Genomic DNA, 19,757 nt, shown 5'->3' with positions numbered 1-19,757 from the left:
TTCATATCAAAATGTATTACAGAACAAAAGCTTTTACCGATAAAACAAAAAAACCACGGTATTCCGTGGTTTAACTTCTGGTATGAGCTTCAATTCAGACTACCCTTCATTTCCCTAAGTTCTAAGCCGTTTGCAACGCCCCACCTACAAGCCGTCCCTCAAACTACACTGCTGCTTCCGAACTTTCCAGTTACTGTTTAAGAGACTTCAAGTGTCGTAATTGACCAGATAATGATGAAGCTCTGTGTTATAGCAGCCAATACTATGCTCAATAAGTCTTCCTTCTCCGTCGAAGGAGTTACGCAGGCGCTTGAGTACATGCGTCCCTGGTGGAATCTCCAGCAACTGACACACCTCAGGGGGTGCCGTCTCTACATAGAAACGGTCTCTGAAGTTTTCCAGCGCAATGTCGTTCTCCTCCAGTGAGTCATACAGCGACTGAATGTTTGTGACCATTTCTGCTGTACCTCCACCGGGCAATGCAACTGCAGCCAGGAAGTGTATCAGATGAATATAAGGCTGTCCATTCAAAATGTAGAGCCGTTCAATTCGCTGACAATACGGCCCATAGCGGTCATAGTCTTCCGTTCCGGCTTCATTCGCAATTAACCGGGATTCCAGCTGTTTCTTTTCCAGCTTGTGGCCCTCTTCTACGAGCAGCTCCGTAAACCGTTTGCCCTTAGAGAGCTTCTGATGGGAGGTATTGCGCATGACAATCGTTCCGATACCGCTTTTCTTCTGCACATAACCTTCTTGGGACAGCTCTTGAACAGCGCCGCGAACCGTCATTTTACTGACACCGAATTCCTTCTCCAGCTGCGGTTCGGAGGGGATGATGCTCCCTAAAGGATACACGCCATGCAAAATCCGGTCTTTGAGAATTTTCTGGATTTGCTGATATAAAGGACCTTGCTTTCGTTTCAAAGACACTCGTTGTTCACTACCTTTCAACATCTAAGGTATGGTCCGACAGCGCCCGGAGCACCTCACTCTCGGTAAAAAGCGCTGTATCACCCTGAGTGGTATGGGCGAGCATCGCTGCTGCCGCTGCCATATTAACCGTCTGCTGCTGCGGATATTGTTGCAATTCCCCATGAATAACGGCGCTGGCAAAGGCATCGCCGGCACCGATCCGGTCATACACCGGAAAAGTCAGCTTGCGAGAAAATAGAAACGTACCATGCTGATAAATATATCCTGTCAGGGAATGCGTATGGTCAGCGTTAATTTCACGGTGGGTTCCCGCTGCCGTTTCGATTTCGAAGCGCTCAACCACTTCGGGAATCGCTTGCTTCAACTGTGTCATTCTATCATATTCTCCGGTTCCAAATCCAAGGATAAACTGTGCGTCCTTCTCATTCATTAGCACCAGGTCCGTCAGCTCCAGCAGTTGCTCATAATGCGGGCGGGCCTTGGCATAGCCACCCGCTCCCCATAACGCAGGACGGTAATTGCAGTCAAAAACAACTTTTCCCCCGGCACTCTTCACTTCCGCAGCAAGCCGTTTCATTTGCTTGCGAACGCCTTCATTCATAGCCAGCGTAATACCGCATAAATGAAGAACGTCGATCCGGGAGGCAAGAGCAACCATATCGTAATTACCTGCTTCCGCGGTATTGAAACTGCTGCCGAGTCGATCTGTGTAAGTGACTCTGCCGGGGCGGGCTCCAAAGCCATTCTCCAGAAAGTACATCCCCAGCTGCTTACCTCCCCGGCAAATTAGTGAAGTATCCACCCCAAGTTTGCGCAGATAAGCAATTGCCGCTTCGCCTACTGGTGTTTCCGGCAAAGTGGTAATAAGAGCACCATTATGACCGTACCCAGCCAGCGCTGCCGTTACATTAACCCCGCTGCCGGAAAAAGAATAATCCAGCGTGTTGCTCTGGACCAGCGTTCCATGGCCCGGGACCTGCAACCGCATCATCACTTCACCAAAAGCCGCAATCCTAGGCATACCGATCCACCAGCGATTTCATCGTTTCAAGCAGTTTGACGACATCCTGGACATTCGTACTTCCCGTCTGCGGATCAATAATAGATGAATACACATGTGGGATAACCTGGGGCACCCCAGCTTGAAGTGCAATCTCCAAAATGGGTCCGAAGTTATCCAGGTCGATTCCACCCGTAGGCTCCAGAGCAAACCCGGCTTCGCCGCAGGCCTTGGCAACTGCACGGTACTCCTCTTCCAATTTCAACCCCTGCATTGGATAATATTTCAACGCATTGCCGCCCATGTCACGAACCAGCGCGATGGCAGCGTGTACCGGAATAATAGCATGCGGAGTCGTACCTGAACTGACGGGGCCGGTTGAAATATTTACGTAGCCTGGCTGTCCGCAAGGGGAGACCAAACTGTTAATCCAACTATCCTTGGCGCCCAGATTAGCGCGGGTTGCCCCGACTGCTGGAAACACCTGATTGATATGGCTTCCAGAATAGCTTGAGGCAATCTCCGCCACCACTGCGGCCTGTCGATTGTCTCCTGCACCCAATCCGATAGATACAGCGTCCTCAATCGTCTGACCGTATTGGATCATCGCGGCTGCCGCTTCCGATGCCGTCGCGTAATTTTTGGAGAGCACGCCTACCAAAACATATCCTTCCGCTGCCTCGTACACTTCCTTCGCGTTCTCAATACTGCTGGCCAGTACATTAAGAGCGGCTCTGTTTTTATATAAACGCTGCTGAATATTACTCATTCTTGTTTCCCCCCACGATTTCATGTATTCTGCTGACGATGACTTGAAGATCATCACCTTGAAGCGATCTTGGATCAATATCGAAATACCCCTGCTTAACCCCATAGTCCCTTGTATATATCGCAATTACGCCTTTACGCAGCAGATCATTGACATGCCTCGCATCCACTCCTGCAACAGATGAATCAATCTGGATGCGCCCACGGAAAATCGCTCTTCCCGCTTCATCCTGCACGATGTGGATCGAAACTCCAGGAAGCCCGGCAAGCGGCTGAAGAGCCTCCAGCGCCTGCCTCTCCCGTTCGCTGTTGTCGGCTTTGTCCTGATATTCCTCCAAAGCCTGAAGCAGCCCGAAGGTGGTCTCTTTGCCGACCTTCATGCTGCGGCCGATCCCGTGCAGCTGTACCTTTAGCCACTCGACATATTTCATTTTGCCGGCGACAATGCCGGAGGTAGGGCCTTCAATAGCTTTTGACCCGCTGTAGATCGCCAGATCCGAATACTGGACATATTTGCGCAGATCCTCTTCCGCTGCCGCATCGACGATCAGTGGCACCCCTCTGCGCACAGCAACATCCCACGCCTCCTCTACAGAAATCATGTTCTTCTGGACGGCGTGATGGGATTTGACATAAAGGATGGCTGCGGTGCGTTCACCAATCGCCTGTTCAATATGCTCTTTGCGACCTTCATTGGCATATCCAACTTCTACCACCCTGCCTCCGCCAAGGAATACCATGGTTTCAACGGGCGCTCCATACTGCACGTTATGGCCCTTCAGCATAATAATCTCATTCTTCAGTACCGGCTCCTGATGCAGCCGAAGGCTGAGTCGCGGATCTCCAGAAGTCACAAAGGCTGCCACCGACAGTGCAATGCCGCTGGATGCTGAGTTCACGACAACCGCCCCTTCCGAACCAAGCTGCCGTGCAATATATTCTCCAGATTTGTCCACAAGATCCGCAATTTCCACGTAACTCTGTCCGCCCTGCTTCATTGCCTCCATGACCGAATCTGTTGGTGCGGAAACACCAAGGATGCTCATTCTTCCACTGGCATTAATAACACGTTTCAATCCATATCTAGCCTGTAATGAATGATCCATTAGTAAAAACTCCTTTAGCCTCAATATAATACTGCGCGACCCGAACATCACCTTCCGAGTCCTTAAGCAGCTTCTCACCTGCTTCCAGTGCAAACAAAGTCAAGTTGGCTTGCTGTCCCACCTTTATCTGTCCGAGCTCCGGTTTGCCGAGCCACTCCGCTGCGCTGACTGTAACAGCTTGGATGACCTCTTCCAGGCTATAGCCGAGAATCAAAAATTTCGTCAGCACATTTGACATGCTGTACACCGGTCCGTTCAGACGGTTGCCCCGGTAGATATCTGTGCTGATGGTATTCAGCGCAATGCCTGCCGCCTTGGCCTGTTCTGCAATCTGGAAGGAGAAGCTCGCCGTGCCATGCCCCACATCCAGATGAACTCCTTGGGCAACTGCCTCCAGCAACCCTTGCAGGGGTGTTCCGTCCGCGTGGAACAGATTGTTGGACTTGCCGTTAAGGTAATGGGTAATTACATCGCCCGGTTGCAGCAGCTTCAGAACCTCGGATATCGCGGGTGGAGCGGAGCCGATATGCACCATAAGCGGAAGCTTCGTTTCTTCCGACAGTGTGCGTGCCAGCTTGAGCGGCTGTATACCACTATCTTTGACAACACTCTGGCTGATACGGGCTTTCAGACCGACGATGAATTCCGGATAGGTCGCTACCGCCTCCAGAACCTTGTCTCGATCAATCCATTCCAGCTGAGACAGTTCATCTGTCCGTTCGAGCCCTATTCTTGAAATATTCAATAGAGCAAACACCTCGGTATCAGCCTTCAGACTCGCGGTATACAAAGCTCCGATTCGGTCTGCACCACAGCTTCCGGCATCCACCAGTGTTGTTACGCCCTGCTTTACACCAATTTCGTCGATATCATCGCCATAGGGATCAAGCTCCGGTACAGCATGCACATGCAGATCAATCCATCCGCTGGACACATATAACCCGGAACAGTCTAGCCCGCTCTCTCCTTCCGCCTGAGATGCAGGTGTAATGGCGGTGATAATCCCATCCTGAATGGCTATATCCATGATTCGCCCATCCACAAGCTGCAAATTGCGCAGCACATGCTCTGTGCCCACTCTTCCCATCTCCTTCATCAACCCCGGTATAAAGAAAAATTCAAAAAATGATTAATGTCCTGAAAGCAATACATCCCTAAATTTAATAATAATCTTGGATAGCTGCTCCACTTTAAAGATTATAATGTTATAATGTTTATATTAGCACAGGTGTAATCTAGAAGAGAACAGTGATTTATAATCCCAAGATTTATAATCCCAAGATTTATCATCCGAATATCTAACTCTGGAGGGACTGCTTTATGGCAAATCCGGCACCCAAGCCATCCTTGCTCAACAGGTTCAAGCTCAGCTGGAATCATTTCAAATCAAAACTTCTGCTGAAATATGCATTTTCCTACATCCTAATATTTCTTATCCCTCTAACTGGTGTAACCATTTTCGTTTATGAGAACGCTGTCAAGGGCCTGCGTGTCGAAATTGAACAATCCAATGTCAATCAGCTCAATCAAGTGAAGAGCACCATAGATAGTCGTATGAAAGAGCTCCAGGAACTAGCGGGCAGAATCGCCTATGACAGGCATTTGACCCCCTATATGGTTCGGCATCCTTACTACGGTCTGGAGGCGATTCAGACGCTGGCGAATTACAAGGCCAGCAGTAACATAGCAGAGGATCTGCTTCTCTATTTTCATGGCGATTCCAACATCTATTCATACCGCGGCCTGGCTAATCTTCATGTCACCTTTGATTCCTTCTATCAATTCGAGCGCTGGACCTCAGAAGAATTGCGACGGGATTTGAATGAAACTCGGCAGCCTTTGGTACGTCCCGCCGAGAATGTGACGGTCAATTCCCGAATGGATCCGATGCTCGTCATGCTCGTACCCATCAAACCGAATGACCCGTTTCCGTACGGGACTGTTCTCTATTTAATGAAAGAATCCAATCTTACCGGGGTCATGGATTCGATTTTGAGTGATTTCTCCGGTAGCAGCTATATTTTTGGTCCCTCCGGAGAGGTGTTAACAGCGAACAATCATGGCGTCAGCCTTCCCCAGGAGGAACTTAAAAATTTATCCGCACTTGAGCCAGGTACTCATAATCTGGAGCTGGACGGGGAACCATACTCCGTCGTTTCCGTACAATCTGAAGAAAATGGCTGGACCTATGTGACAACGATGCCAAGCTTCCAGTTCTTCAGTCGTGTCGCCCATGTACAGACCCTGATTCTGATCGTCTTCTGTATAACAGTCATTACCGGCATAGCTGCCGCACTGCTGCTGGCCAAACGGCAGTACCATCCAATTAGGGATCTAATGGAATTTGCGAAGCTGAGAGGAAGTGGCAATGACGCTCCCAAGCTCCGCAATGAATGGGAATGGATTCGGCAGACTATCCACGATTACAGTGCCAGAATTGATCTTCAGGAACCCTTCGTCCGTAATCAGTGCATGCTGCTGCTGCTCAAGCATGGCAAACCGGATGATCCTGAAATTGAGCAGATGATTCTTAGCGCAGGTTTCAAGCATCCTCAGGGAAAGGGCCTCTATTTCTCGGCGATCCTGTCCTGGGATGAAACTGTGCCAGGTGACAAGTCCTGGCAGGAACGCCATCTGTTGCAGGAAATACTGAGCAATGTATGTCTGTCTGGTCCCGATGCACAGATCTTCGGTGTGGAATTCTCGGTCAAGGACCAGTTTGCCCTGATTATTTCACTTCCTGACGATACGGACTTACCGGTTCAAAGCCGTATGGAGCAGGTTATTGAAGCCATTCTAGAGGTAATCCGCAAACACTCGCAGCTGTCTCTAAGTATCGGTGTTGGCATGGCCTACCGGGACCTGGCTCTCCTTAATCAATCTTTCATCGAAGCCGCTGCAGCTTTGGAGCACCGAATGATCCGGCGTAGCGGACAGGTATCCTACTTCGAGCAGCTCGTAGAGCTAGTCCCTTCCGCTGCCCAGAGCTTCTGGATTCCACGTAAATCCATGCTGAAGCTGGAGCAGAGCCTGAAGCAAGGCAATGAATCGGTTGCTGCCCAGATGATTACTGATACCATTGATAAAATCAAAGGCGAGCCGCTGCAGGTTCATCTGCTGCGCTGCATCTGCTTCGATTTGCTGAACGCTTTTCTGCGCACAGCCTCCGAGTTTGGCATGCATGAAGTGTTCGCCAATATACCGGAATTGACCTCCTTTGAGACCCTCGAAGAGCTTGAGAACCGCCTGCTCTCTCTAGCCTCTGCTATTTGCGCGCAGGTCGAACAAAATACGGAGACAAGCGAGCCTTCATTAATGGATGACATTCTGGCTTATGTGGACAAGCAGTTCGCAGACTACACCCTCAGCCTGGAGCATGTGGCGCTTAAGTTTGCCATTTCAACCTCTTATCTAAGCCGTAGCTTCAAAGATAAGACCGGCAGCAATTTCTCACAATATATCTGGCAGCGGCGTATGGATGAGGTCATCAGGCTACTACAAAGCACTAATGCACCGCTCAAAGATATTATTGAGCAGGTCGGTTATTTGGATGCGCCTAATTTCATTCGCAAGTTCAAAAAAGAAACCGGTCTGACGCCGGGGCAGTACCGCAAGGAACATGCCTTGAAGGGGGCTGCTGCGAAAAGACCGGTTAACTTGGCGGACCTTCCGCCCTTTCAGAAAAGCTAAACTTTCACTTTATAGGTTGTTCTGCTACTGCGCTTCCTGGAGAATATGCTCCACCAGCTCATTCAAAGGAACCGTTGCGAGCGCAATCGCTGTATCCGTTACCCCGTAATAGATATAGAGCAGTCCGTCTTTGACCACATTTCCGGTAGGGAAGATGACATTCGGAATCTGGAACCCGAATTTCTCATAGTACGTCTCCGGCTCCATAATAAAATTAGCTGTCCGGGCAATGATTTTCTCTGGCTGCTCCAAATCCAGCAGCATCGCTCCCACACGGTAGACAATATCCTCATCAACACCGTGATAGAGTACCAGCCAGCCCTTGTCCGTGCGTACCGGTGGCGTAGAACCTCCGATCTTCCGCGATTCCCAGGACAGGCTTCCGGCGGTGGCGAGCAGTTTGGGCTCTTCCCAGTTCACAAGATCCTCGGAGTAGGTAATCCACATGGCCGCATTATCCGTTCCATAGTCTTCTCCCACGTATTCCTCGGGGCGGCGCAGCAGCACGAATTTGCCGCCTATTTTCTCGGGGAACAGAATGTTGTCCCTGTCATTGATATCAAGTGGTGTCGTGTCCGCCACAAACTCCCAATCCAATAGATTATCCGACTTCAGAATAGAGGACCGGGTCAGCCAATGCCCCTCTTCTTCCCCCCACCCATCCGGATATTCGGGAATAGAGCGCAAGGGGACACCTGTCCCTGTAGGATAATAGCTCATTGCACAGGGGCGCAGGGCGTAGTTCAGATAGAAAGTCCCGTCAATTTTGACAATCCGCGGGTCCTGCACACTGCCATAAGGGAACCCCAGCATATCTGGCGCCACAATCGGCTCATCCCTCACATGGGTAAAGTTTACGCCATCTTCGCTCTCAAGCAGACCAAGATAATTCTTACATGGCGTCAGGGAACCTGCGGTGCGCTCAATCATATAAAATTTGCCGTTATCAATGATGACTGCAGGGTTGAAAACCGTAACCTTGCGCCACTCATATCCTCCCGGGACAACAATAGGATTATCCGGATGTCTCGTGATTTGCATATTTATTCCTCCTGCAATTCATGTTCATGGTATAGTTTGCTCGTCTGGACTTCATAGGGTTTAAAAGAAAAACTGATCACTCCGCCGAAAATCTTCACGGAACCGCATTGGCATGATTAGTTGGATTTCCACCGGTCATAGGCAGCCTGGTTGATTTCAGCTACACGCTCTCCACCCATTTTCTTGACGGTCGCCACATAATTATCCCAACCCGTAAGCGGCTCGGCACCCGTGATGAACTTCGCTTCCATCTGATTCACATATGTTCTCAAATCAGAATTGAGGCTGCTGATTTCGGTCTGCTCTTCCACGGTGAAGAACAAGGTCGGGTATGGAATTCGTGCGCCTTTATCAAGAAGCTTCTGCTGGGTTTCCTGCTCTACCCAGAGGTCAAAGTCTGTCTTCAGCCCCTTACTAATATCATCCATGGACAGGGTTGGAGCTGGAATGCCGTAGTTGGGCGTCAGAGTTGCCCGGTAATCTTCCATTTCCTTGCCATCCGGTACAGGCAAGTACTTCTTGACCCGATTCTCTTTGTCGGTGTATTCCCAGAGAATTCCCTCAGGCCCTTTATTGAAGAACATCGCCCCTTCATAAGAATAGAGATAATCCACCCAGCGCATAGACGCTTCCGGAGTGGGATTACTTTCCGTGATGGCAAATGCACCAGTTGTGATTCCTCTGTTCTTTGCAATCGCAGGAGCAGCAATGGATTCACTGCGTACAGGCGCAAACATCGGATCTGCCGTCGAAGGCTCTCCGCCCTTGGACATGTAGGCATGCCAGTCTGAGAAGAGGGCAACTTGATTATTCTGCGTTTTGGCCTTCTTCTGTTCTGCCGTCTGCGAGAAGCTCTCGTGATCCAACAGTTCTTCGGACCACAGGCGGTTCATATAGGTCAAATATTCCTTATAACCTTCTTCAAGCGGTGTATAATGCACCTTGTCCGCATCGTCCACGTAAATTTCTTCTTCATAAATACCGAAGGCGCCAAGCAGCCAGGTACGGATATCGCGGAGGTTCGCAGCGGGTGTTGTCACTGAGGAAATCGGAATTTCATCGGCTTTGCCATTGCCGTTTGGATCTTCCTCCTTCACACGTTTCAGGTAGGTATACAGCTCTTCCGTCGTTTCGGGAAGCTTGTCGATATTCAACGCCTTCAGGAAATCCCCGTTATACCACATCGGATTGCGGTACCAGTGCTGGCTAAGTTCTACTACCGGCAAGGAATAGATATGCCCGTCCGGTGCTGTAATTGATTTGCGGACATCCGGATTCTCCTCCAGCAGTGCCTTGAAATTGGGAGCGTATTCTTCAATCAGATCCTCCAGGGGTATGATGATACCCTGCTCTCCATAATTCATCTGCTCTGCGGTCGTCAGACCGGCAGCATAAAGAATATCCGGGTAATCCCCGCTGGCGAGCACCAAATTCTTCTTGGTCTCGAAGCTGTCCTTCGGTGCATTCTTGTATTCCAACTTAATGCCGGTCTTCTCCTGCATCTGCTGGAGCACCGCCATCTTCTCCCAGTTCTGAATTCCTACATCCGGCGCCATAAGCGTCAAAGTAACGGATTCATTGACTATTGGGAAACCTTCTTTATTAACAGCGACCTCCCCGGTACTGTTATTCGCTGCACCTTCATTTGAATTGCTGCAGCCTGCCAGCAGTGTAAGAACTAGAGCCGAAGAAAGTAGAAGCTTCCATGGTTTGCGTGTAATCTGCATGAATAATTCCTCCCTTGTTATACAAACATTCTATTGTTTAGCCTTTAACAGAGCCGATCATGACCCCCTGGACAAAGTAACGCTGCAGGAACGGATAAACTGCAACGATGGGCAGTGTGGAGACAACTATAACTCCATATTTGATCAACGATGCCGTTTCCGCCTTATTATTCATAGCGCTCGCCACCTCGCCATTAATCGAAGCGCCCGTGGTTTCGGCCGACATTTCCTGAAGGACAAGAATCTGGCGCAGAACCATCTGCAGCGGATACTTGGCTTCATCATTTAAATAGATCAGGGACGGGAAGTAGCTGTTCCAATGGCTTACTCCATAGAACAGGGCCATAACGGCCACAATCGGTGCCGACAGCGGCAAAATAATGCGTATAAACAGCTTTAAATTCGTACAACCGTCAATATGCGCCGCTTCCTGCAGTTCTTTTGGGATGGTCGTCTGAAAAAAGGTGCGGGCTACGACAATATTCCAAACCGAAGCGGCCACTGGCAGGATCAATGCCCACATACTATTAATGAGACCAAGATTCTTGACCAACAGATACGTCGGCACAATTCCGCCACTGAAGAACATCGTGAACAGAATGAGGCCCATAAACAACTGGCGCCCGACAAAATCAGATCTGCTTAGGGCATACGAGGCCGGCAGAGTAACGGCCAGATTGACCAGAGTTCCCACTACAGTGTAAATAATCGTGTTCCAGTAACCATTCCATATCTTCGGGTTCTCAAATACAAGCTTGTAGCCGTCCAGTGTCACATTCTTCGGAAACAACCACATTGCTCCCGAATTGACGTCCTGCGGAGAACTGATTGAAGCGCTTAGAATATAAATTAGCGGATAGAGAACTACAAGCAGTGCAAGGCCCAAATAGATATAGGTGCTAATCAGAAACAGCTTGTCCCCCCTGGATTCTTTCATGGCAGTAACCACTGACTTCAACTCCTTTCTACCAGAGGCTATTCTCACTGGTTCGTTTGGCGATCTGGTTGACAGTAACAAGCAAAATAACGTTGACTACCGAGTTAAACAATCCTACAGCCGTTGAGAAGCTGTACTGGGCGTTCACTAGGCCCGCGCGGTATACATAGGTGGAAATTACATCGGAAGCCTCCATATTGAGCGAATTCTGCAGCAGCAGAATCTTCTCGAAGCCAAGGCCCAGTATATTACCCATATTCAAGATCAGCATGATCGTTATCGTGGGCACGATCGTCGGCAGATTGATATGCAGCATCCGTTTAAACCGGCTTGCTCCATCCATAATGGCCGCTTCATGCAGCTGGGGATCTACGCCTGACAGAGCCGCGAGATAAATAATAGTTCCCCACCCGGTGCTCTGCCAGACGCCCGAGAAGACATACACTGTCTTAAACCAGGCCGGATCAGTCAGAAACGCCGCTGGTTGTAGGCCCAGGAACTCGATGAACCGGACAATCATTCCACTCGAGGGTGATAAAAAAGTAATGATCATCCCTGCCATAACAACTACAGAAATGAAATGCGGCGCATAAGTTACTGTCTGAACCGACTTCTTGAACGGGCCGTTGCGGACTTCATTGAAAGCCAGCGCCAGAATGATCGGAAGCGGAAAACCGATAGCAAGTTCATAGAAACTGATGCTGAACGTGTTCCATAGCAGATCCCAGAAAAAATAGGAATTGAAAAACCGTTCAAAGTGGTCAAAACCGACCCATTCGCTGCCCGTAATTCCTTTCGAAGGTACGAAATTCTTAAAAGCGATCTGAATACCGTACATCGGACCGTAATGAAAAACGAGGAAATACAATAACACGGGAAGCATGAACAGATAGAGCTCCCAATTTTTCCAGATTCTTTTGCCAAGGGATTTGTTCTTTACTGAAGGATTCACGGATACTGGTGCATAACTCCCCTTCATTCTCCCACTCCTCTCTAAGTTGTTTTTCGTTACATGAAATCATATAGCTGATTCGCATTCTTGCTCATCCAATCTTGCGAACGCTTACAATTCGAAGTGTAGTGAAACAAAGTTGACACCGTAAATATGTAGGTTCTGCATTGTCATGTTAAGAGAGTGTAAAACCGCGTTGCTGTGGTATTTTCCGGCCTGCCTTGAAGTGAATATTTTCAGACGAAGCATCGCTGCAAATATGTCACTTATGAACCTCTTATCCCACTTCATAAGTGACATATTGTGTTCATTGGGAAGGTATGCAAACATTTGCTACGAATGCCAACCAAATTAAGATTTTGTTCTGCGGTATTACAATCCTACAATCTTAATCTTAACTTTACAGGAGGAGTTAGACTATGAACATGCCAGCTTCCATAACTACGTATCTTACTGAAGCCAATGAACGGCTCGCACATCATCCGAAATTGCAGCAACTGTTCCGCAACTGCTTTCCGAATACGCTGGAAACAACAACCAAGCTGCTTGAAGATGGTACCACCTTTGTATTTACCGGGGATATCCCGGCCATGTGGCTGCGTGATTCTACGGAGCAAGTGCGCCATTATATCCCTTTTGCTAAACATGACCCTGCGCTGCAGCGGATTCTCCGCGGCCTGATCGCCCGCCAGATGTTCTATGTCAATATTGATCCGTACACCAATGCCTTCAACGAAACGGCAAGTGACAAACATTACCGAGCTACGGATGACTGCAATCTAAACCCTTGGATGTGGGAGCGCAAATACGAGTTGGACTCCCTCTGCTTCGTTGTACAGCTGGCTTATATGTACTGGAAGGAAGCGGAGCAGACTGATATCTTTGATACTGCCTGCTACCAGGCGCTGACCTCTATCGTGAACGTTATCGAAACGGAACAGTACCACGGGGAGAAATCTCCGTACCATTTCATCCGGGAGACAGTTCAGGATACGGAAACTTTGCACAATAACGGACGCGGCATGCCTGTCAATTACACCGGCATGAGCTGGTCGGGCTTCCGTCCAAGCGATGACAGCTGTGAGTTTGGGTACAATATTCCGTCCAATATGTTCGCTGTAGTGATTCTGGACTATATTCGCGAGATCGCAAGCGTAATCTATAAGGACGAAAGACTGGCGGCCCGGGCAGCAAAGCTGCGCAAGGAGATCGACTTCGGAATCCGGACTTATGGAATTGTGAATCATCCAAAATACGGCCGAATTTACGCCTACGAAACGGATGGATACGGTAATTATTCTCTGATGGACGATGCCGGTACACCAGGACTGATATCTATTCCTTATATTGGTTATGTGGGTGTGGAGGATGAAATTTATCAGAACACCCGCCGCTTTGCCCTAAGCTTCGACAACCCCTTCTATTTCGAGGGTAAACATGCCAGAGGCATCGGTAGTCCACATACCCCGGGAGGTTATGTGTGGCATATGGCATTGTCCATGCAGGCGCTGACAGCAGATAACGATGAGGAGATCAAAGAATTAATTGATATGCTTGTTCAGACCGATGCGGACACCGGATATATGCATGAAGGCTTTCACCCGGATGATCCCGCCGACTTTTCACGTGAATGGTTCGCCTGGTCCAACAGTTTGTTTGCTACACTGATCGGCAAAGCCATGGACAAAGGAATTGTCTAAGCTTATCTAAACCTTACACTTTTAAATGACAGTATAGGAAAACCCTATCGTATTCCACCTATTGACGAACCGGCTGTGCCATCCAGTTTAGAAGGAAGGCACAGCCGGTTATTAGGGATTAGTGAAATTAGGAAAACTTTCGGGTATTCGGTAACTCCCCTTTATGGATGGTCAACACGCCAAGCGTCGAGCTGCCGTTGTATTTCTACCCGCACCTCGTCCAGACCCGCCTGCTTCAGCTCCTCGTTGAATTTGGGCAGTACCCTCTCCACATTCACACTGCCAGTCATCAAGCTCGGATAGTACTTTTCCCAAACCATTTTTATAAGGTTGACCTGAATGGACATACGGGTCAAATTCGGCGTGAATCCGAGTAAGTTCGATTTGACGTATTCTGCGTTTGCTGCTCGGAACTGATCCCACTTATCCAACGGATCGGGAAATTTTCCGCCGATCGTTTTGAGAATGAACCAGTTTCCTTGCGTATACTGCACACCTTCATAGCCAACTGCTGAGACTGGATCGTCGTCGCTGTCTCCGGAAGATTTCAGCAGCACCTGTCCGTTCTTGTCCAACGTATAATGAACACCTTCAATACCGTAATTAAACAGATTGCGGATTTCCGGGTCCGTGTTGAGCAAATTTAAAAACTTTACACTTTCAACGGGGTGCGCTGACTTTGCGTTTATTGCCATAATTCCGCCGCGAACGGATTCCGTCGTGATCAAAGGCGGGGTCACGGGATGAGCAACAACCTTGTAGCCGCGATCTTTGCTCCAGCTATTTTCCGAAAGGGGGCCTCCTCCCGCAGCTTTCCAGAAAACCCGTTCTTCGCGTTTGAGATTTTGGCTCTCCCGCAGGGCGGCGTCTTCATTGATGTAACCCTTGACGTAATAGCAGCGGAGTGTATCCAGCACCTGCCTTGCTTCCTCGGTCTCAAATATATTGAATACTTGCGCATCAGGATCCAGAGAACGCACCATCAGTGGTAGCGGTTTATCCAGCACATATTCGTAACCGTACATGGCGAAGAAGTTCTGGGAATCCTTGTCCAGCTCCATCAACTGATAGGAAGGTTCCTTTTCCTTGATCATTTGGAACAGAGGATCCAAAGACTCCAGGGAATTGTATTTTGTAATGTCGATGTCATACTTTTGGACAAGCGTCTCCGGATACATCCATTGCATGCGGACGGCAAGCTCCTTATTCGTAGGCACACCGTAGATGCCGCCGTCTTCCATGCGAACGCCCTGCCATAGAACGGGGTCGATCGTGTCGTACATATCCTTGCCGAAGCTGGATAAGTAGCTGTCCAGTCTCAGCCATGCTCCTCGCTGAACATAGCTTGAGTAATCTGTGGTAAAAGCAATATCAAAAGGAGTTCCCGTCGAAATTAGCGTATTGATCCGGTCATTGTACTCCTGCCACCCAATCTTGATATATGTAATAGTGATTCCGATTTTTTGGGCCAACACTTCATTGATTTTAGCGTTTACCATCTTCAGATCCTGGTCAGGATTGCCAAGCGTATAATAAATCAGATTCACTGTGTTGATACTTCTGTCGAATTCCTCGTTCTTCCCGGATATTGATATACACCCCGACAGAGGCAGCGTCAACATCGCAGTAATCAGGACAGACTTGATCAATGTGTTCCAGATTGAATGTATCATTTCTGGACTACTCCTTTCTCCGCATATCTGAAGGCGATTTGCTGAAGTAGGCTTGGAAATGCGTGTAAAAATAGTTTAGATTAGCGTAACCGACGGAGAGTGCAATTGTCGATATCTTCTCGTCTGTAGCCTGAATACGCTCTCGTGCACATAACATTCGGTAAACCATAAGATACTCCGAAAATTTCATCTTTGTTTCCTTAAGAAACATCTGTCCAAGATAGGTTCCGTTCATCCGAAAACGACTGGCCAACACTTTGAGATTGATATTTTGATCGTATTCAGCCTTAACCATCAGCAAAATGCGATTTGTTAGCTTGGATAAGCTGTCGTAGCGCACTTCCAATATGGGGTCTATGTCACGGCAGTTCGGATTTCTTCCCTCCAGCGTACCGTTCAAATTTTCGACAATAACTCGTTCAATCAGAGCTTGAAGCTTTGCTCGCTCAACGGGCTTGAGTAGATAATCCTTAACCCCACAATGAATAGCCTCCAGGGCGTACTCGAACTCACCATAACCGCTCATCATAATATAGGTCGTCGGGAGCCCTAGCTCATTAAGCTTGTGAATGGCGTTATAGCCACGCTCCTTGCCGATGCAAACGTCAAAAATTGCGAGGTCCGGCCAAAACTCCACAGCCTTTGTTAGCGCATCCCCATAGGTTTCGCTGGTCTCGATCTGTCTGAAGCCAAGCATTTCCCAGTCCAGCGTTCGCTTGATTCCCTCCAGGATTAGTGGCTCGTCATCAACGATCAGAAGTTTGTACATACATTACGCCTCCTTCGCTATGGTTAAGGTAACTTTGACACCAGCTTCCACATTATTTTCAATTTGCATGGTAAAGCCTTTCCCATAGAAAAAATGAAGCCGTGTATACACGTTGCGCAGGCCAATGCTCTCCGATACCGAGTCTCCGATAAAAGACAGATTGCGGCGGATATCAGCCAATCGATCTTCCGAGATCGAGTTCCCGTTGTCTACAATCTCCAATACGTATGAGTGGTTATTTTCAATGCCATTCACAACAAGCAGATTAAATTCATGGTCCGAATGGAAGCCGTGAACAAAAAAATTCTCGGCGAGCGGCTGCATCCAGAATTTAACGGTAGGCAGAGACAGTAGTCCCTGGTCCACATTGATTTGATAATAGAATCTGTCCGGATATTTAAATTCCATGATCTTTAAGTATTTTTCAAGCAAAGCCAGCTCACTGCCCAACAGAATAATATCTTCGTTCTTCACGATTGCACGATATAACGAGCCTAGGGTAGCTACCGCTTCAGCCGTATCAACTGCGCGGCCGGCCAGCGCAAACGATCGGATAATTTCAAGTGTATTGTACAAAAAATGAGGGTTAATTTGATTTTGAAGCGCTTTCATTTCTGTTTCCTTCTGTTTCAGTTTCAGCAAATATTCGGTTCGAATGTGTTGGTTAAGCTGACGCGTCATATCGTCGAGTTCCCTCGCGATCATTCCGTACTCATTCTTCCGATAACGGGTCGGACTGATTGGCGTAAAATTGGCGGATTTTACACGTTGGATGGAATATATAATCCGTTGCAGAAAACCTGCATCTTCACGAAGATTGTATCCGATTAATAGGAGAAAACTGACCATAGTTGCCAAAAAGATTAAGAACACGGTAATTAGCATGCTGGCTTTTTGCCGGAAAAGCACTGCCATGTCTACAACACTTATAAATTGGTAGTCGTAAGCATTGGACGAATGAATCACATAAAACACGCGGTCCAGCTTGCCTAACTGCATAAAGCCCTTGCTACGTTCGTGCAATGCAACCTGTCTGAATAATTCCTGGTTGACTCTGCCTCCAGCGTCCATGAGATAGACATCCCCAGCCGTGCTGACGACTCCGTTTTCAATCCACCGATTGTTCTGCACGCCTTTGAATAATACATCGCTGCTGACCAAAAAACGAAACTCACCGAGCTGGCGTGAGATTTGATTTTCGTCCAGCAGCTGCTTGCGGATGACGAATCCTCTTTGGATTGTCTCTCGAAATATATCATCCGTGTTCGGCAGATTAAACAAAAAGCTCATCGCGCCGTTACTGGCAAAACGCACTACGTTGCCTCGTTCCTCAGTATGTAGACTTACCTGGATGATATCTTCCTGCCCGCTGCCGAGAAAAGCTTTCACGTCTTCTGGAAACGAAGCGAGAGGCTGATCATAGCGGCTGTTCTGGAGTCTTCCCGTCAGATAGCCTTCCGCACTATTGGCGAGAAAAAAACGAACGTCTGCCACCAGACCGTTATTAGAGTAAACTCGCTGTAAATAGGCTTCAATCCGCTCAGCATCGTTTTGAAGAATGCTTTCAACCCGGGAGAATGCATCTGCCGCTTGATTCTGAGCATTCTCTAACCACTGCTGCAGCAAGACAAGCGTGGTCAACACGCTTAAAATCAGACCCATGAATAACGTGAAAATCGCGTAAGCAATAAATTTGCGGCGGTAGATTTTGATTTGAAAGAAGGAAAACATGCAGCTCTCCTTAGCAGTTGGATTATATTGAGACTTATAGTTTTAACATATAGCTATTTGTCGGACAAATCAATCCGTTATAAGCTTAAATTAAACACAAATGTCTCCAATAAGATTGGAAAACCCGAACGGCCACAACGGCTCCGTTCGGGTTATTGTCGCAAGTCTCAAGGATTATGATTTGAAATATGCGTTGATCTGTTCTTGGGCGGCTTCCATAATCTTATCCAAGCCAGCTTTCTTCAACTCTTCTACAATTTGCGGTATCTTCTGCTCTGGATCGGATGCGCCAGTGATCAACTCATAATTGTATTTGTTCCATACAGCCTTCACATTGGCTACTTCAGTGCCGAGTTCGCTAATATCCAGTGCAAAGCCAAGGATCGAAGATGAAGTGGCTGCTTCATTCAGTTTGCGGACCTGATCCCACTGATCTTCAGGTGCGCCTTTTGTGACAGCCATGTTGAAAAACGTTCCTTGCGTATAGGCCGCCAATGGCCACGAATCCGTTTTCCGTTCAACTGTATTGTCGTTTACATAATCGAAATCGACACCCTCTTCGCCATAGGCGAGCATATTGCGCAGCTTGGAGTCGGTGTTTACCAGTTCCAGATATTTAAGCGCTTCTTCCTTGTACTTGGAGTTGGCAGAGATTGCGTTCATGGATCCCTGGATTGTGCTGGTTGTATAGATCGGACCCAGAATTTGAACCATGTCGTATTTATCAATACCCGCGGAGATCTGCCAATTCACTTCTGCACCAGGGAACGCCTGCGCACTGAAGAACGGGCGATAAGGGTCAGCCTCGATCTTGGTCGGCGCATCCGGATTGATAATACCGTCCTTATACCATTGATGCATGAGCTTCAGCTTTTCCTGTATATCCGGTTGTTCCAGAACAGAAACGACTGTACGGGATTCATCTTCGGCCTTGACGCCGATCGGCTGAAAGCCGAGAGTCATATCGTCATAGTCATTAAAGAAACCGTTAATGCCCTCTCCCTGAGTCAAGGACAGTGGATAGAACCCTTTGCCTTCCCCAGCCTTGATGTCACGGAATGGCTTGTCCAGATCCTGTAGTGTCTTGATGCTGCCGAGGTCGATATTGTACTTTTGAACGAGCGCATCGTCAAACACCCAGTACTGGGTTAATGAAGAATCCTTATACGTTGGAACAGCGTAAATCTTTCCATCGACTTTCGTTCCATCCCACACCAATTCCGGGATATAACTGTGCAAGTCCGGCACCGTGTTTGGCACAAGGTCGGTAATATCCGTGAAAGCGCCCATGTTGACCTGTTGACTGTATTTTCCGTTATTCGTAAACATAATGTCGAAAGCTTCACCGGAGTTTACAATCGTATTGATCTTAGTGTCCCAATCGCCCCAACTGGCAACGCGGAGATCGATTTTTACACCAATCTTCTCTGCCGTATATTCGTTTATCTTCTCAATTGCCTTATCAAAATTGGCTGGCACTTGTCCGCCAATCGTCCACCAGACCAGCGTAGGTACCTCGCCGGAACCTTCGCCTGCATTCGATCCTGAGTTTTCCGATGGCGTGTTGTTTGACGCGTTATTGTTGTCTGAACCGGAACAGCCTGTTAAACCAAAGATAGCCAGCGTTACCACTCCAATCAAAAGCGGAGCTTTCATCCATGCTTTAAACCTTGTCCTCATTCCTCTATTCCCCCCTTAAGTTAACACGCACCGATCCTGTACAAAATTAT

15 protein-coding genes are annotated in these 19,757 nt (G+C 48.2%); 2 read left to right on the top strand and 13 right to left on the bottom strand.

Annotation, left to right across the window (positions count from 1 at the left end; all coding sequences use genetic code 11):
• Window positions 1–207: 207 nt before the first annotated feature.
• The 5 genes from ACR1R9_RS10105 to ACR1R9_RS10085 are packed head-to-tail and all read right to left on the bottom strand — an operon-like array spanning window position 208 to window position 4,894.
• Window positions 208–954, bottom strand: coding sequence for a GntR family transcriptional regulator (locus ACR1R9_RS10105; RefSeq protein WP_175381052.1), 747 nt, complete (start codon window positions 952–954; stop codon window positions 208–210).
• The gene (locus ACR1R9_RS10100) at window positions 941–1,954 is read right to left on the bottom strand and encodes a sugar kinase (RefSeq protein ID WP_433921171.1); all 1,014 of its coding nucleotides are present in this window, start codon (window positions 1,952–1,954) and stop codon (window positions 941–943) included. Before ACR1R9_RS10100 ends, ACR1R9_RS10105 begins: the two co-directional genes overlap by 14 nt.
• On the bottom strand, window positions 1,947–2,702 hold the full coding sequence (gene dagF, locus ACR1R9_RS10095; protein ID WP_433921172.1) for a 2-dehydro-3-deoxy-phosphogluconate aldolase: 756 nt from the start codon (window positions 2,700–2,702) through the stop codon (window positions 1,947–1,949). Before dagF ends, ACR1R9_RS10100 begins: the two co-directional genes overlap by 8 nt.
• Complete coding sequence (locus ACR1R9_RS10090; RefSeq protein ID WP_076291369.1) at window positions 2,695–3,807, bottom strand: DgaE family pyridoxal phosphate-dependent ammonia lyase; 1,113 nt, start codon at window positions 3,805–3,807, stop codon at window positions 2,695–2,697. The genes dagF and ACR1R9_RS10090 overlap by 8 nt, the downstream gene beginning before the upstream one ends.
• Window positions 3,785–4,894 carry an amidohydrolase/deacetylase family metallohydrolase gene (locus ACR1R9_RS10085; RefSeq protein ID WP_143764812.1) on the bottom strand — a complete coding sequence of 370 codons (1,110 nt, stop codon included), beginning with the start codon at window positions 4,892–4,894 and terminating at the stop codon, window positions 3,785–3,787. The genes ACR1R9_RS10090 and ACR1R9_RS10085 overlap by 23 nt, the downstream gene beginning before the upstream one ends.
• A gap of 233 nt (window positions 4,895–5,127) precedes the next feature.
• Between ACR1R9_RS10085 and ACR1R9_RS10080 the strand changes: the two genes are divergently transcribed.
• Window positions 5,128–7,497, top strand: coding sequence for a helix-turn-helix domain-containing protein (locus ACR1R9_RS10080; protein ID WP_433921173.1), 2,370 nt, complete (start codon window positions 5,128–5,130; stop codon window positions 7,495–7,497).
• Between the two features lie 24 nt (window positions 7,498–7,521).
• On the opposite strand, the gene ACR1R9_RS10075 is transcribed toward ACR1R9_RS10080, so the two are convergent.
• From ACR1R9_RS10075 to ACR1R9_RS10060, 4 genes are all read right to left on the bottom strand, one after another.
• Entirely contained in the window at window positions 7,522–8,538 is a 1,017-nt protein-coding gene (locus ACR1R9_RS10075) for a glycosidase (RefSeq protein WP_433921174.1), read from the bottom strand.
• Between the two features lie 116 nt (window positions 8,539–8,654).
• A complete protein-coding gene (locus tag ACR1R9_RS10070) occupies window positions 8,655–10,265 on the bottom strand; it encodes an extracellular solute-binding protein (protein ID WP_433921175.1) in 1,611 nt (536 codons plus the stop codon).
• 37 nt (window positions 10,266–10,302) lie between these two features.
• Window positions 10,303–11,214: a carbohydrate ABC transporter permease gene (locus tag ACR1R9_RS10065; RefSeq protein ID WP_099858877.1), complete on the bottom strand. Its 912-nt coding sequence runs from the start codon at window positions 11,212–11,214 to the stop codon at window positions 10,303–10,305.
• A 16-nt stretch (window positions 11,215–11,230) separates the two neighbouring features.
• Window positions 11,231–12,181, bottom strand: a complete 951-nt coding sequence (locus ACR1R9_RS10060) for an ABC transporter permease (RefSeq protein ID WP_076291373.1) — start codon at window positions 12,179–12,181, stop codon at window positions 11,231–11,233.
• 392 nt (window positions 12,182–12,573) lie between these two features.
• On the opposite strand from ACR1R9_RS10060, the gene ACR1R9_RS10055 reads away from it, so the two are divergent.
• Window positions 12,574–13,854 carry a glycoside hydrolase family 125 protein gene (locus tag ACR1R9_RS10055; RefSeq protein ID WP_433921176.1) on the top strand — a complete coding sequence of 427 codons (1,281 nt, stop codon included), beginning with the start codon at window positions 12,574–12,576 and terminating at the stop codon, window positions 13,852–13,854.
• Between the two features lie 161 nt (window positions 13,855–14,015).
• On the opposite strand, the gene ACR1R9_RS10050 is transcribed toward ACR1R9_RS10055, so the two are convergent.
• The 4 genes from ACR1R9_RS10050 to ACR1R9_RS10035 form a co-directional block, all read right to left on the bottom strand.
• Entirely contained in the window at window positions 14,016–15,527 is a 1,512-nt protein-coding gene (locus tag ACR1R9_RS10050; protein WP_076291375.1) for an ABC transporter substrate-binding protein, read from the bottom strand.
• A gap of 7 nt (window positions 15,528–15,534) precedes the next feature.
• The gene (locus ACR1R9_RS10045) at window positions 15,535–16,296 is read right to left on the bottom strand and encodes a response regulator transcription factor (protein ID WP_076291376.1); all 762 of its coding nucleotides are present in this window, start codon (window positions 16,294–16,296) and stop codon (window positions 15,535–15,537) included.
• Between the two features lie 3 nt (window positions 16,297–16,299).
• Complete coding sequence (locus tag ACR1R9_RS10040) at window positions 16,300–18,027, bottom strand: sensor histidine kinase (RefSeq protein ID WP_076291377.1); 1,728 nt, start codon at window positions 18,025–18,027, stop codon at window positions 16,300–16,302.
• A 174-nt stretch (window positions 18,028–18,201) separates the two neighbouring features.
• The gene (locus ACR1R9_RS10035) at window positions 18,202–19,707 is read right to left on the bottom strand and encodes an ABC transporter substrate-binding protein (RefSeq protein WP_076291378.1); all 1,506 of its coding nucleotides are present in this window, start codon (window positions 19,705–19,707) and stop codon (window positions 18,202–18,204) included.
• Between the last annotated feature and the right edge of the window lie 50 nt (window positions 19,708–19,757).

It is taken from the genome of Paenibacillus taichungensis, from assembly GCF_050994985.1.
In the GTDB taxonomy this organism is placed as follows: Bacteria; Bacillota; Bacilli; order Paenibacillales; family Paenibacillaceae; genus Paenibacillus; species Paenibacillus taichungensis.
Note: the sequence above shows the minus strand (reverse complement) of the source record. Positions and strands in the feature narration are given on the sequence as shown.

Excerpts from the sequence above, each read along its gene's own strand:
- ACR1R9_RS10105 (WP_175381052.1), bottom strand. The coding sequence starts at position 954 with ATGTTGAAAGGTAGTGAACAACGAGTGTCTTTGAAACGAAAGCAAGGT.
- ACR1R9_RS10100 (WP_433921171.1), bottom strand. The coding sequence starts at position 1,954 with ATGCCTAGGATTGCGGCTTTTGGTGAAGTGATGATGCGGTTGCAGGTC.
- dagF (WP_433921172.1), bottom strand. The coding sequence starts at position 2,702 with ATGAGTAATATTCAGCAGCGTTTATATAAAAACAGAGCCGCTCTTAAT.
- ACR1R9_RS10090 (WP_076291369.1), bottom strand. The coding sequence starts at position 3,807 with ATGGATCATTCATTACAGGCTAGATATGGATTGAAACGTGTTATTAAT.
- ACR1R9_RS10085 (WP_143764812.1), bottom strand. The coding sequence starts at position 4,894 with ATGGGAAGAGTGGGCACAGAGCATGTGCTGCGCAATTTGCAGCTTGTG.
- ACR1R9_RS10080 (WP_433921173.1), top strand. The coding sequence starts at position 5,128 with ATGGCAAATCCGGCACCCAAGCCATCCTTGCTCAACAGGTTCAAGCTC.
- ACR1R9_RS10075 (WP_433921174.1), bottom strand. The coding sequence starts at position 8,538 with ATGCAAATCACGAGACATCCGGATAATCCTATTGTTGTCCCGGGAGGA.
- ACR1R9_RS10070 (WP_433921175.1), bottom strand. The coding sequence starts at position 10,265 with ATGCAGATTACACGCAAACCATGGAAGCTTCTACTTTCTTCGGCTCTA.
- ACR1R9_RS10060 (WP_076291373.1), bottom strand. The coding sequence starts at position 12,181 with ATGAAGGGGAGTTATGCACCAGTATCCGTGAATCCTTCAGTAAAGAAC.
- ACR1R9_RS10055 (WP_433921176.1), top strand. The coding sequence starts at position 12,574 with ATGAACATGCCAGCTTCCATAACTACGTATCTTACTGAAGCCAATGAA.
- ACR1R9_RS10050 (WP_076291375.1), bottom strand. The coding sequence starts at position 15,527 with ATGATACATTCAATCTGGAACACATTGATCAAGTCTGTCCTGATTACT.
- ACR1R9_RS10045 (WP_076291376.1), bottom strand. The coding sequence starts at position 16,296 with ATGTACAAACTTCTGATCGTTGATGACGAGCCACTAATCCTGGAGGGA.
- ACR1R9_RS10040 (WP_076291377.1), bottom strand. The coding sequence starts at position 18,027 with ATGTTTTCCTTCTTTCAAATCAAAATCTACCGCCGCAAATTTATTGCT.
- ACR1R9_RS10035 (WP_076291378.1), bottom strand. The coding sequence starts at position 19,707 with ATGAGGACAAGGTTTAAAGCATGGATGAAAGCTCCGCTTTTGATTGGA.